10 protein-coding genes are annotated in these 13,891 nt (G+C 61.1%); 9 read left to right on the top strand and 1 reads right to left on the bottom strand.

Annotation, left to right across the window (positions count from 1 at the left end):
- Positions 1–30 precede the first annotated feature (30 nt).
- The 9 genes from ACQQ2Q_RS18615 (at position 31) to ACQQ2Q_RS18575 (ending at position 11,646) form a co-directional block, all read left to right on the top strand.
- Positions 31–1,149 carry a BMP family ABC transporter substrate-binding protein gene (locus tag ACQQ2Q_RS18615; RefSeq protein ID WP_428188622.1) on the top strand — a complete coding sequence of 373 codons (1,119 nt, stop codon included), beginning with the start codon at positions 31–33 and terminating at the stop codon, positions 1,147–1,149.
- Positions 1,146–2,699, top strand: coding sequence for an ABC transporter ATP-binding protein (locus ACQQ2Q_RS18610; RefSeq protein ID WP_428188621.1), 1,554 nt, complete (start codon positions 1,146–1,148; stop codon positions 2,697–2,699). Before ACQQ2Q_RS18615 ends, ACQQ2Q_RS18610 begins: the two co-directional genes overlap by 4 nt.
- Positions 2,692–3,747, top strand: a complete 1,056-nt coding sequence (locus ACQQ2Q_RS18605) for an ABC transporter permease (RefSeq protein WP_428188620.1) — start codon at positions 2,692–2,694, stop codon at positions 3,745–3,747. The genes ACQQ2Q_RS18610 and ACQQ2Q_RS18605 overlap by 8 nt, the downstream gene beginning before the upstream one ends.
- A gap of 17 nt (positions 3,748–3,764) precedes the next feature.
- On the top strand, positions 3,765–4,688 hold the full coding sequence (locus tag ACQQ2Q_RS18600) for an ABC transporter permease (protein WP_428188619.1): 924 nt from the start codon (positions 3,765–3,767) through the stop codon (positions 4,686–4,688).
- Between the two features lie 238 nt (positions 4,689–4,926).
- Positions 4,927–5,817, top strand: a complete 891-nt coding sequence (locus tag ACQQ2Q_RS18595) for a helix-turn-helix domain-containing protein (RefSeq protein WP_428188618.1) — start codon at positions 4,927–4,929, stop codon at positions 5,815–5,817.
- A gap of 114 nt (positions 5,818–5,931) precedes the next feature.
- Positions 5,932–8,019 (top strand): TonB-dependent siderophore receptor, encoded by a 2,088-nt coding sequence (locus ACQQ2Q_RS18590; RefSeq protein ID WP_428188617.1) that lies wholly within the window; start codon positions 5,932–5,934, stop codon positions 8,017–8,019.
- Positions 8,013–8,912, top strand: a complete 900-nt coding sequence (locus ACQQ2Q_RS18585) for an ABC transporter substrate-binding protein (RefSeq protein WP_428188616.1) — start codon at positions 8,013–8,015, stop codon at positions 8,910–8,912. Before ACQQ2Q_RS18590 ends, ACQQ2Q_RS18585 begins: the two co-directional genes overlap by 7 nt.
- Positions 8,909–10,867, top strand: a complete 1,959-nt coding sequence (gene fhuB, locus ACQQ2Q_RS18580; protein ID WP_428188615.1) for a Fe(3+)-hydroxamate ABC transporter permease FhuB — start codon at positions 8,909–8,911, stop codon at positions 10,865–10,867. The genes ACQQ2Q_RS18585 and fhuB overlap by 4 nt, the downstream gene beginning before the upstream one ends.
- On the top strand, positions 10,864–11,646 hold the full coding sequence (locus ACQQ2Q_RS18575; protein WP_428188614.1) for an ABC transporter ATP-binding protein: 783 nt from the start codon (positions 10,864–10,866) through the stop codon (positions 11,644–11,646). Before fhuB ends, ACQQ2Q_RS18575 begins: the two co-directional genes overlap by 4 nt.
- Before the next feature lie 628 nt (positions 11,647–12,274).
- Here the strand turns inward: ACQQ2Q_RS18575 and ACQQ2Q_RS18570 are convergent.
- Positions 12,275–13,864 (bottom strand): gamma-glutamyltransferase family protein, encoded by a 1,590-nt coding sequence (locus ACQQ2Q_RS18570; RefSeq protein WP_428188613.1) that lies wholly within the window; start codon positions 13,862–13,864, stop codon positions 12,275–12,277.
- Between the last annotated feature and the right edge of the window lie 27 nt (positions 13,865–13,891).

Genomic DNA, 13,891 nt, shown 5'->3' with positions numbered 1-13,891 from the left:
CACAGATTTAGGCAAATAGGGGAACGATAAATGACAATCCGCATGCACAAGAACTCGGCAAAAGCCTGTCTCGCCGTTGCAACCGGGGTACTGCTTTCAACATTTGCAACCTCCAGTGTCTACGCTTTCACGTTGGACGGCCCGCCGAAAGTTGCCTTCATCTATGCGAGCTCGGCTGTCGACGGTGGCTGGAACGAGTCCATCGAAGCCGGTCGAAAGGCGGTTGAAGACGAACTCAAGGTTCCAGTGGCCGTCACCGAGAACATTCCCGAAGAGGCAACGAAGCTGCGGGCGGCAATCGATCTCTACGTGAAGCGCGGCTTCAACATCATCGTCGGCACAACCTACGGATATTCGGCCCCGATGGCCGAGGCTGCCAAGGCCTATCCCAATGTGGCGTTTCTTAGCGCCTCAGGCACCGAAAACGGCCCTAATATGGAGAGCTTTTACGCCCGCACCTATCAGGCGTGGTATCTGGCCGGCATTGCTGCCGGTGAGGCGACCAAAACCAAGAAGATCGGCATTCTGGCAGGCTTCCCCGTTGGTGTTGTGAACTGGGACATTAACAGCTTCGCGCTCGGCGCTCAGTCAGTCGATCCGTCCATCGAGACCGTAGCAGTCTTTACCAACTCGTGGTGGGATCCGGTCAAGGAAGGTCAGGTTGCCCAGGCAATCCTCGACCAGAAGGCGGATGTTCTCGCCACCAATCTGAGCGCGACATCAGCACTGGACGCTGCAGAAAAGGCGGGCGTTCCATCCATCGGCTTCCAGCTCGACATGTCCCATGCTGCGCCAAAGACAATCCAGACCTCGGTCGTGTTTCACTGGGATAAATATCTCGTACCAACGATCAAGGAGATCATCGATGGCAGCTGGATGCCCGAGGAATACGGCGCGTTTGATGGCCTGAGTACTGGCGTTGTTGGCCTTGCACCATTTGGGCCAACGGTCACCGACGAGACCAAGTCCAAAATAGCGGACGCCAAACAAGCCATTATCGATGGCAAGCTCGATCCTTTCCAGGGCCCGCTGAAAAAGCAGGACGGAACAGAGGTCGTGGCCGCCGGCAGCACGGTCGATGATGGCGCCCTTTGGAACATGAACTATTTCGTCAAGGGTATCATCGGCACCATGCCGGCCGAGCAATGACACTGCAGGCGAAAGAGCAAGAAGGTTGGCCGGCTGTTGCAGCCGGTCAACCGCCTGCGCTCGAAATGCGGGCCGTCAGCAAGGCCTTCGACGGCAAGCCAGCCCTGATCGACGCATTCTTCGACCTCGCCTGGGGCGAAGTTCATGCGATCGTGGGCGAAAATGGTGCCGGGAAATCGACGCTGATGAATGTCGCAGCTGGCGTTTATGCCGCCGACAGGGGCGAGCAGGCCGTTGACGGTGAGAGTATCAGTCCCCGTCGCCCATCGGAGGCGACAGCCGCGGGCATCGGCATGGTTCACCAGCATTTCCGACTGGTCGACAGCTTCACCGTAGCTGAAAACGTTTTGCTCGGGCTTGGACGCCACGCCACCATCCGCAGCATTGCGCAGGCGGCATCGGCAATACGAGCCAAGTCTACCGAAATCGGGTTGCCCGTCGATCCATTGCGTGTTGTTTCCACCCTGTCGATTGCCGAACGTCAGCGCGCCGAAATCGTCAAGGTACTGCTGCTTGGCGCCCGCATCCTGGTTCTGGACGAGCCAACGGCCGTGCTGACCGAGGAAGAGGCAGAAGCCCTTCTGTCCTTTATCCGGCGACTGGCGGGACAAGGCCATGCTATCGTCCTGATCACCCACAAGTTTCGCGAGGTCGCCGCATTCTGCGACCGCATCACCATCATGCGCCATGGAAAAACGGTATTGGCCGGCACCGTGGTTGCCGATATTTCCGAAACGGATGTCGGTCGATTGATGGTTGGTGAGACGCTGGCATCTGGTGCACCACCTGTGTGGGTGCCTGGAGAGGTCTATCTTCGGGTATCCGGCCTTTCTTCCCGTGACGGCACTGAAGGTCAGGGCATTACGGGCATGAGTTTCGACCTGCGTTCTGGCGAAGTACTTGGTATTGCCGGTGTTGGCGGCAACGGTCAGGAAGCACTGGTGTCATGCATGCTGGGGCTAAGCGTGCCTGCCGACGGTCAGATCCTGATTGGCGACGTCGATATCACCACCGCTACACCACGCGAGCGCCGTCTGGCAGGGTTGCGCGTCGTGCCCGCAGACCGGTTCGCAACCGGCCTCATTCGTGATCTTTCAATCGCCGACAATCTGGCGCTGACCCGGGTCTGCGATGGTGAATTCGGCAGTCCGCTTCTTCTGCGTCGCAAGCGAATGCGGTTGAACGCGGAAAGCGCAATCAAGGAATTTGACATTCGTGGAGCATCGCCTGCGCGTTCAACCGCATTGCTGTCGGGTGGCAATGCGCAAAAAGTGTTGCTGGCACGCGAGCTCGATCGCGATATGACGGCATTGGTTGCGCATTCTCCATCCCGCGGTCTCGATATCAAGTCGACCCAGTTCGTGCGCGCCGCCATCCAGCGTGCCGTCGAGAATGGCGCCGCCTGTCTTTTGATCAGCGAGGATCTGCAGGAGATACTGTCGCTGTCGCATCGGGTTGCCGTCATGAACAGAGGAACCATCGTCGGCAGCTGCGACGCAAGCGATGTAACCTCGGACTGGATCGGAGCTTTGCTGGCCGGCCATGCTTGATTCTGCCTTTCTTGTCCGCCGCCAGTCCCCCGGTTTCTGGTTGAGCAGCCTCTGTTATGTCGGCGGGCTCACGCTGGGGCTTGCCATTTCTGCCCTTTTGCTTGTGGGTGCGGGTGTGCCGCCGGAAGCGCTCATCGACGAGTTCCTGATCAACACTTTCCTCACCTCCGACGGTCTGGCGCAGACCGCAACAGCCGCTCTGCCGCTTATCCTCGTCGGCCTGTCTTCGGCCGTTGCCATGCGGGTGCGTTTCTGGAATATCGGCATCGAAGGGCAGCTCTGGCTCGGTGCGATGGCAGCCACCTGGATAGCGCTCGGTGGTGTCGTCCCAGATGCGCTTCAGTTGCCGGCGATGCTGTTTCTCTCCGTGGTTGCCGGAGCTCTTTGGATCGCCGTTCCGCTGGCGCTGAAACAGAAATTCGGGGTCAACGAGGTCATTACGACCCTGCTTCTCGGCAATGTCGCCTTTCTGCTCGTACAGCACATGCTGTTTGGGGCCTGGCGCGACCCGGCCAACAGCTTTCCCGTCACCGAGGCCTTTTCGACATCAAGCCAGTTTGCGGCACTCGGCTGGGGCCAGATGCATACCGGCTTCTGCGTGGTGATCGTCGTTACGGTGCTCATCTGGTTCGCACTGGACTATTCACGGCTGGGCTTTCATGCCGATGCCGTCGGTTTCAACGCGAAGACGACCCGCGCCGCCGGACTGCCTGTTGCCCGAACCGTGATTGGCCTCGTTCTTCTGTCGGGTGCATTGTCGGGGCTTGCCGGGATGCTCATCGTTGCCGGAACCGAGCATCGCCTCAACCAGTCGATCGGCAACGGCTACCTCTTCAGTGCCATCGTCATTGCCTATCTCGCCCGCGCCAAGCCACTTGGCGTTGTCATCGTCGCCTTCGCGCTTGGTGCCATCTTTACCGCAGGCAATGTGCTCAAAGTGTTTTACTCGATTTCAGAGGCAATGATCGTGCTGGTACAGGGCACGGTGCTGATGTCGATCCTGATGACACAGTTCTTCAGCACCTATTCACTGAGCCGGCGCGGCTGACGAAAAGGACACGGATCATGGATTTTCTGATCGGCTGGATAGCCATTGTCCCGAGCTATGCGATGCCCTTGCTGCTCGCCAGTCTGGGCCTGATCGTGTGCGAACGGGCTGGCATCCTCAATCTCGGTGCAGAAGGACTGATGGCAGTTGGTGCCATGACTGGTGCGATCAGCGTCCTGTCGGGAAGCGATCCCTGGACCGCGCTTGCCGCAGGCGCTGCTGCAGGCACGGCCCTTTCACTTCTGTTTGGAATAGCAACCGTGGTCTTTCGCGCAGATCATACGCTCGCCGGTCTGGGCGTCGTGGCAATCGGACTTGGCATGACCGGCGTCATAGGCAGGCCGTATGTGCAAAAGACCTTTCCGGGCATTTCCAATTTCGGCGATCTCTTTGGCATAGAACGGAGTTCAGGCTTTGGCCGCTTCATTGCCGTCCAAGATCCGATAACACTTGTTATGCCAGTTGCCGTTTTCCTGCTCTGGTGGTGGTTGCAGCGCAGCCGATCCGGTCTTTGTCTGCGCGCGGTCGGCGAGAACCCGGCAGCCGCCGATGTGGCCGGGATCGATATCCAGCTGACACAAATGGCTGCCGTGATCTTCTCAGGCCTGCTCTGCGGATTTGCCGGTGCATATCTTTGCGTGGCGACCAGCCATGTCTGGGTAGAGGGCATGATCGCTTCGCGTGGATGGGTGGCGGTTGCCCTTGTCATCTTTTCCCGCTGGAGCCCGGTGAGCGCGTTGCTCGGTGCCCTACTGTTTGGTAGCGCCGATGCTCTATCGCCGCGCCTGCAGGCAATCGGTGCTGATATTCCGGTCTACCTGATGATGACCCTGCCCTATCTGTTGACGCTCATCGTGCTGGTCCTCGGTTCGCTGACCGGACGCCATTCCGGTGAACCGTCGTTCCTTGGCCGAATTTATCTTCGCCAGGACAAGCACTAGGGACATTGCCGGTGCCGGATATGAATGGAAACAAAACATTGTAGATATCAGGCTCACATGAAGACGCGACAGATGAGCCGTTCACATCAACAGAACTCTCATTGCCAAAAGGGTTTGCGACGACCGCATCTCATGTAGGCATCCGGACGGCGAAAGTGCAGGTGCGAATAACTTGACAGAAGTTATCATGTATTGCATTCAACCGATCTGACGGCTTTGCAGTGTCCCGGAGGTTGCCATGGCCTTTCGTCCCCGTATGCAGGCGCATACCCGCAACTATCGCACACTGCAGCCACTGCGCGTACGCAGTTGGCCGGGTGTGGTTGCCGATGTCTGGCATGTCGAGGGTCGTTCTGGGGGGGCAGGCTTTTACCTTTCTCCAGACCCTCGCCTCGTGGTCTTTCTCGGGAGCCCGCCGACCAACCTCTCACTGCGCACCAGCGAGGCCGGCAAACCCATTACCGGTGTCGAAATGCTATATGTGCCGGCCGGCCGGCCCCTCTGGAGCTCCATGGAGGGCGAGGAGACATTCTCTCATCTCGATTTCCATCTTGAGGCGGGCCCACTGCAACAGAGGCTCGCCGGCCTGGTCCGGCCCGGAAGGCTTTCCGAGACGGTCATACTGGGCCATGAAGCCGAAATACGCGCTGCCCGGACGCTCGCCCGCATGGTGGCCGACGAGGTGGAGAGACCTTCGCGCCCCGCCTTGATGCTGGATGGCCTGCTATCCGCCATTCTCGCCGAGACCCTTAATCTGACGAACGAAGGCACGGACCATAGTGGCGGCTTGCCGCCGCGACAGATATCCGCAATCCGGCAGCATGTTTCGGATGCCTTTCCCCGGAGGGTCAGTGTCTCGGAACTTGCCGAGTTCTGCGGATTGTCTGAAAGCTGGTTCAGCCGTGCGTTCTGCCAGAGCACCGGCGAAACGCCCCAACGCTGGATGGCGCGCGAGCGGATCGAAGCGGCTATGGATCTGATGTTGACCACTAATCGGGGTCTTGCGGAAATCGCAGATGCTACGGGTTTTGCCGACCAAGCCCATCTCACCCGTGCCTTCCGTGCATCGCAGGGCCTGCCGCCGTCCCAGTGGCGGCGCATGCGCACCGCGCGCGGCGAAAGAAAATAAGGCGAAACTGCGAAATTGAAGCGGATTGGATCAAATCGCGCGGCATTCATTCAAGCTCCGCAAGAAAACAAGACTTATTTAGTCATGAATTCTTCACGTCTTGTCGGATGGACCATGAACATCAGGATCGCCCTTTTCGCCGGAGCCAGTCTCCTCGCTCTGCATGCCGCAGCCGTCGCCCAGGATGTCGCGACAACCGAACTCAAAGAAATCGTCGTGTCCGGGCAGGCGGATGCCGCCGCGCCGGCTGAAGGATATGTCGCCAAGGCTGCAGTTGCAGGCACCAAGACGACAACGCCGATACTCGAAACGCAACGTTCGGTCTCGGTCGTCACGCGAAGCGAGATCGAGGACCGCGGAGCGCAAACGCTGGGTCAGGCGCTGTCGACGACGGCCGGCGTGATCGGCGAGCCCTACGCCGATCCGCGCTTCGACAGCCCGGTCCTGCGCGGTTTTGACATGGGGAACGCACAGTATCTCAATGGTCTGCGGCTGATGCGCTCCGCCGGGGCGCCGTCCTACGAAGTCTACGGCCTGGAACGGGTGGAGGTCCTGAAGGGACCTGCGTCGAGCCTCTACGGCTCCGGCACGCCGGCAGGCGTCATCAACATCGTCCAGAAGCATGCCCAGTTCAAGGATGCCTATGAGGCTGGCACCGGCTTTTCGATCGACGGTGACAAGACCGTCTTCCTCGACGCCAACAAGGCCTTGTCCGATACGCTGGCGGCACGGTTCACCGGCAAGCTGAGCGACAGTGAGGAGGACATCGACGAACTGACCGACAAGCGCGGCTATCTTGGCCTCGCCACCCGCTGGTCGCCGTCGGATGCGACGACCGTCGATTTCCTTGCATCCTACCAGAAGGATAGCCCGATCACGCCTGCAGGCATTCCTGACGAGCTGACGGGTCAGGGCAATGACGACAGCCTGCGCGACCTCTATATCGGAGATCCCGCGATCGACGATTCCGACCGCCGCATGAGCAATATCGGCTACGAACTGCATCACGAATTCGATACCGGATGGGCGCTGGACCAGTCTGCCCGATTCCAGAAGTTCGACTGGGACTATACCGGCTTCTACGTTTCCGGCTACACGGCTCCTTCGACGGTCGAGCGCGGCGTAATCTATCAGGACGAAGATACCTGGACTGCCAATCTCGATACGCGTTTCTCCGGCGATGTCGCGACCGGTCTGATCGACCACAAACTGCTGTTCGGCCTCGACCTGCGCAAATACGACGACAACACCAAGACGGAATTTGCCACAGCCTCTGACCTCGACATCACCAGCCCGACCTCGGCAACGGTCGGCGTGCCCTGGTACACCAAGACTGATGACCTTACGCTCGAACAGGTTGGTATCTACGCCCAGGACGAGTTGTCCTTCGACCACTGGCGTGCGACCCTCGGGCTTCGTCATGACTGGACCGATCAGCAGGGTACCTCAACCAACAATTTCTCGGGCACCACGGTCATTGACCAACAGGATAGCGCCACAACCGGCAATGTCGGGCTCTCCTATCTCTTCGACACCGGCTTCGCGCCCTATATCAGCTACGCCACCTCCTTCGATCCCGAGATCGGCTCCGATATCGCGGGAAATACGCTGAAGCCGACCACCGGCGAGCAGTGGGAAATCGGCCTGAAATATCAACCGACCTCCTTCGACGGCCTGTTCTCGGTTGCCCTCTACGACCTGACGCAGGACGACGTCAGCGTCACGTTCACCGAAGGTGGCGTGTCCGGCACGCGCCAGATCGGTCAGGTCAAATCCCGCGGCATCGAGATCGAGGGTGCGGCCGAAATCGCCATGGGCTGGAGCGTCAAGGCCGCCTACAGTTACAACGATGCCAAACAAGTGGGCACAAATGACGGCAAGATGCCGGCCAACATGCCGCGTCACTCCGGCAGCGTATGGCTGAACTACGATTTTGCTGAGGACACGGCGCTGGATGGTCTCTCGCTCGCAGGCGGCATCCGCTATATCGGCGAACGCTACGGCGACAATGCCAATGCCTATCAACTGGATCCGGTCACCCTGGTCGACCTCGCCGCCCGATACAAGGTCACGGAGAAGGCGACGCTCGCCGTCAACCTCAACAACCTCACGGACGAAACCTATGTCGCCAATTGCGGCTCCTTCGGGTGCTATTACGGCTCTGGCCGCTCGGTGATGGGAACCCTGACCGTCCGGTGGTGACATCCGAACGCTCATACGGCCGGCGCGCCTTTTTGCAGTTGCTTGCTGCCGCAGGCTTCGCCGGCATCTCTTCTCCGCTTCTGGCGGCACCAACGGGCGCTGTCGGTCTGCGTCTGGCGTCGATCGACTGGGCCATGCTGGAAACCGCCTGGGCGATCGGTCACACACCGGTGGCTGCAACCGAACTCATCCGCTTCCGGGCTGAAAGCCCCACCGTTACCCTCCCGGCGGAAACGCTGGATCTCGGCCTGCGCGGCACGCCCAATTTCGAGCAGCTGCGTTTTGCCGCTCCCGATCTGATCCTCTCGTCCCCATTCTATACGAGACATGAGGCTCAGTTGTCGGCGGTGGCCCCGGTGTTCAGCCTGCCATTCTTCGTTCGCGGCGAGCCGTCCCTGCCGCACGCGCTCGATGCACTTGAGACGCTGGCGGAGCGATTGGGCGACCCTCAATCCGGAAAGCACGCACGCCAGAATGCCGAGACGCAGCTCGACCGGATGACGGCCCGGTTGAAACACCATTCGGATCGCCCCGTCATGTTAATCGACTTCGGCGATGCCCGTCATTTCCGCGCCTTCGGCTTCGACAGCCTCTATGGTTCCACACTCACGCGCCTTGGCCTTACCAATGCCTGGCAAGACGGCACGCAATTCTCCTTTGCCGCGCCCGTACCGCTAGACCGTCTTGCGGACATGCCGGACGCCAGCTTCGTCATCGTCAGCCCCGTGCCGCTGGCGGCCCGCTCTCAATTGCAACGCTCTGCACTCTGGAATGCCCTATCCCCGATCAAGGCGGGCCGTGTCCATCAACTCCTTGCCACCAATGCCTTTGGCGGCGCATCCTCGGCGCTCGCCTTCGCCGAAGGTCTTGCCGAGGCCCTCGCTACCGCATGAAAACCTTGCCCCTGCTTCTATTTGTCGCTGGCGCTGTCCTGTCGTTTCTGGCCGCAAATAGCCTGCTTCCCTTCGGCGCCTGGGTGGATGCGCTTGTCCCTGCCGGCGAACGCTCCGTCGGGCAGATTCGTCTCGTCTACGGTCTCATGCCGCGCGCGGTCGTTGCAGTGCTGGTCGGTGCGGCACTGGGGCTTGCAGGCAGCCTCCTGCGGCGTGTCCTGCGTAATCCGCTCGCCGATCCAACGGTGCTCGGCGTCTCCGCTGCGGCGCAGTTGGCCCTGGTCTGCGCGACTTTGTTTGCCCCGGCACTGCTTGCACCCGGCCGGCTGCCGGTCGCACTGGCCGGTGCCGGTGCCTCGGCGACACTTGCCTTCTTCATTGGCCAGAGGCGCGGCTTCGAGCCCGCCCGTATGGTCGTGGTCGGTTTGCTTGTCGGCCTGATGTCCACGAGCCTGGCCACTGCTTTGACGCTCGCTCATGGCGAATACCTCCTGTCTCTGGTGATCTGGAACGGTGGTTCGCTGGTGCAGCAGGACTGGTCCGCCGTCACCCGTCTCTCAGCGGTGCTCGGCGTCTGCCTGCTTCTGACCCTGTGTCTACTGCGGCCCATGCAACTTCTCTCCATCGGCGGGGAAACAGCTGCCGCGCTCGGCATGCGCGTCGGACTGGTGCGCGCCATGGTGATCGCCATCGCGGTTCTGCTCACAGCCATGGTCTCGGCCGAAGTCGGTCTCATCGGCTTTATCGGCCTCGCCGCCCCCACGATCGTCAGAGCACTCAGCTTCCGTCGCGAGACATCGCGGCTCCTCGCCTCCATGCTGGCGGGTGGCGGTCTGCTTCTTCTCTGCGACAGTGGCGTGCTGTTGCTCGACAATGCCGTCGGCGAGATGTTCCCGGTCGGCGCCGTCACCGGGCTGATCGGCGGGCCGCTGCTGCTTTGGCTCTTGCCGCGGCTATCCGGGCGCACGCCGCCTGCCTGCATGGCTGCGGGAGAAACCAGGCTTGCCGCGTCCGCCTTGCGCCATGTCACCATGCTGGCGGTTCTGCTTGTCGCCGGTTCACTTCTCGCCCTTGCCGTTGGTCGCGGCCCGGACGGCTGGACGCTTCTGGGTGTCGATCAGGCCTCCGCCTTCGTGCCCCTGCGCCTGCCGCGGCTCGCAGCAGCCATTGCCGCCGGCGCGCTTCTGGCCGGTGCAGGTGCGATCCTGCAACGGACTACCTCCAATCCGCTCGCCTCGCCCGAAGTCATGGGCGTCTCTTCTGGTGCAGCCCTCGGTTACGGTCTCGCGGTATTCCTCGTGCCGGCACCCGATGCGGTGACGCTTCTGATCGCAGCCGGCCTTGGCGGCTTAGTGGTGCTTGCCATTGTCGCCCGCGCCGCGATGAAGACGGGCATGCCGACAGACCGAATCCTGCTCACTGGCCTTGCCCTGAGTGCGCTCGCCTCGGCTGTGCTTTCTGCGATGATGTCGGGCGGAGATGCCAGGGCCTGGGTCATCCTCACCTGGCTTTCGGGCTCGACCTCAACGGTTGGCCCGGTGGAGGCTTTCATGCTGCTGGTGCTGGCCGCCTTGCTCTTGCTCTTCTGTCTGCTCTCTGCGAGTTGGCTGACCATCCTGCCGCTCGGGGCCGAAATTGCCGTTGGCCTCGGCGTCTCGCGCTTTGCCCGGGCAAGCCTGTTCCTCGCCGCCGGCATTGCGACTGGCACGGCAACCGTGCTGGTCGGCCCCGTCAGTTTCGTCGGACTCATGGCCCCTCATATCGCCCGCACGCTGGGCCTCACCACGGCAGGCGGTTTCGCCACAGGCTCCATGCTGATCGGAGCCTTGCTGATGATGCTGGCAGACGCAGGCTCGCGCCTTGCCGCCTTCCCTTATGAACTGCCGCTGGGCCTGTTCGCGACCCTTCTCGGGACGCCCTGGCTCCTGCTGCATATGACGAGACAGAAGCAATGACCCCTCTGTTTGAAATCCGTAATCTCACCATCGCCCTCGGAAGCGGCAGAGCCTCGCGCGCCGTGATCGAAAACCTTGATCTCGACATCCCGGCCGGGCGCATGGTGGCTCTGATCGGCCACAACGGTTCAGGCAAGTCCACGCTTCTGAAGGCACTCGCGCGCCAGATTGGACGCTTCTCCGGCGATATCCGGACCATGGGCCGTCCACAGGACGCCTGGTCGGCGCGCGACCACGCTCGCGCACTCGCCTACCTGCCGCAATACACCCCGGCCGCCGAAGGCATGACGGTCCGCCAGCTCGTGGCGCTCGGCCGTTATCCCTGGCATGGCGCGCTTGGCCGCCCGACTGCCGCAGACAAAGAGGCCGTCGAAGCCGCAATCGTAGAATGCAGCCTGTTGGATTATGAAGGTCGGCCCGTCGATACGCTGTCGGGTGGCGAACGCCAGCGCGCCTGGCTCGCCATGCTGCTCGCCCAGGGCGCCAATGCACTTCTTCTTGACGAGCCGATCTCGGCACTCGACATTGCCCACCAGATCGAGGTCATGAGCCTCGTGCATAGACTCTCCCAGGCCGGCCGCTCGATCGTGGTTGTCCTTCACGACGTCAACCTCGCTGCCCGCTTTGCCGATCACATCATCGCCCTGAAGCACGGAAAGGTTGTGCTCAACGGTACGGCCGCTGACCTGATGCAGCCCGCTACCTTATCACGGGTCTATGGTCTTGCCATGGATGTGGTGGAGCGTCCCGGACGTCCGCCGCTCGCGAGCGCCGTTTGATGCTGTAGTGGACCTTCGCAGGTTATCGCAAAGCTGAGGCTCTTCCCTGTCACCACCTTCATTGACCGGTTCTGCCCTGTGGCCAGAAGCAGCGCGTGCCAAGCGCTCCGCCGTTCACATTGCCCCGCAGGGGACGTTACTCGAGAAGCGACCTCGGCGCACCGGACTCGTCGTCGTCCACAGGCTCGGCACCGTCCGCAATACCGACAGCATTGCCGTCATGCAGCAGGACAGCGGTATCGAGGTCATTTGTGGCGCAATTGACCTCCGAGTTTTTGCATATGCCTCGGCTGGTCGATAGAAGGCGATGGAAAATTCGAAAACAGCATTTCGGCTCGATCTTGATTGACGAGACATGCAGCAATATCCGCGGCAAATGCCGCTGACAGTCTGCGCCATCGACATACACGGCGATTGCATCCGGCATGGATCAGACAGCGAGCAAGGCGTTTCGCACCGAGGCATCCGAAATTCAAGCAACATCCTATATCCGTCACTCTGCACCAAGATAGCTGCTCGTCCGCTCACCACCCATAACTTTTGACACAAGACCACAGCGACAGCTGCTGCAGGTAGGCCGAACCGACACCGTCGATGCGGCCCGCTCGCATAGCCATGCCCCTTCCTGTCAAAGGCCTAGTGCACAGCCATCCTTTCGGCTGTCCGAGCCTCCAGAAAGAAGACCGGCCATCGGATCAATGCGAATAGCCTGGCTGCCGCCGATCGGCGATGTAACCACTTTGATGACATGGCCACGCGCCGCGAGGTCTGCCTGCACGGTCGCTCCGACAGTTGGCTCGATTTCCAGAACGCCGTTGAATGCGAAACTGCGCGGCGCGTCCATGGCGGCCTGAAGATCAAGGCCGCGATCAAGAACGCCCGAGATGAAAGCCGCATGACCGGCTGCCTGATAGTGTCCGCCCATGACGCCGAAAGGCATGACCGCCTTGCCATCGCGGCAGAGCATGCCCGGAATGATGGTGTGCATGGGCCGCTTGTTCGGCGCAATCGCATTCGGATGTCCTTCGATGAGGCGGAAAGACGAACCGCGGCTGTGGAGCAGCACGCCGGTTTCAGGTTCAAGCCGCGTGGAACCGAAGCCATGAAAGATCGAATTGATGAACGACAGCGCGTTACCTTCGGCATCGACGACACTCAGGTAAATCGTGTCGCGATGTTCCGGTTCGTTCCAAAGGACGGGCTTACCGGCCCGTTTCATGTCGATACGGGCGCGCAGGGTCTCGATCACCTCGTCTGAAAGAAGCGTATCCGCCAATCCGGGGCAGGAGTCCGGATCGGCCAGCAATGCGTCGCGATGGTGATAGGCAAGCTTGGTCGCCTCGGCATGAAGATGAATACGATCGGCTTCAGACGTGTTTTCGGAGAGATCGAAGCCGGCAAGGATGCGAAGGATCATCAGGGCTGCGAGGCCCTGACCATTGGGTGGGCACTCGAATATCTCGTAACCATCCCCATAGGGAGCGGAGATCGGCGCCACCCATTGGGCACCATCGAGACCGGCGGCGAAGTCTTCCTGCGTATGCAGACCGCCTAGCGCCTTGAGGTGGTCCACCATGCGCTCGGCCTTCTCGCCGCGATAGAAGGCGGCAGCACCCTCCGCCGCAATCGCCCGCAACGTGGCGCCCAAAGCCGGATGCGCACGTTTTTCACCGACTGCAGGAGACTTGCCGCCCGGCAAATACTGGAGTGCGGCATGGGCATCACCAGCAACGATGGAAGCACTTTCGGCCCAGTCCATGGCGACGCGCGGCGTCACCGGGAAACCGGCTTCGGCGTAATGGATCGCGCGACGGAACAGCCGCTCAAGCGGCAAGCTGCCGTGATCGGCATGCAGACGGCACCATGCGGAAATGGCGCCGGGCACGGTGATGGAATGCGGGCTCGTCTGCGTCAGTTCCGTCACGCCAAGCGCCTTCAGTGCTGCAACACTGGCACCAGCCGGCGCACGCCCTGAACCGTTCAGGGCCTTCACGGCACCGCCCGCCGGCGCATAAAGTGCGAAGCAATCGCCGCCAATCCCGGTCATCAAAGGATCGACAACGCTCTGGACAGCAACCGCAGCGAGCGCAGCGTCGACTGCCTTGCCGCCTTCGGCGAGAATTTCAAGACCGGCAGCTGTCGAAAGCGGATGAGAGGTTGCAATCATAGCATCGTTGGCAAGGGTCGTAGGGCGCCGTCCGGAAAAGAAATCGAACATCGACGTAATGGTCCTTCAAAAGAAGCT

This window comes from Agrobacterium sp. ES01 (genome assembly GCF_050320885.1).
In the GTDB taxonomy this organism is placed as follows: Bacteria; Pseudomonadota; Alphaproteobacteria; order Rhizobiales; family Rhizobiaceae; genus Allorhizobium.
This window is presented reverse-complemented; position numbering and strand designations above follow the sequence as displayed.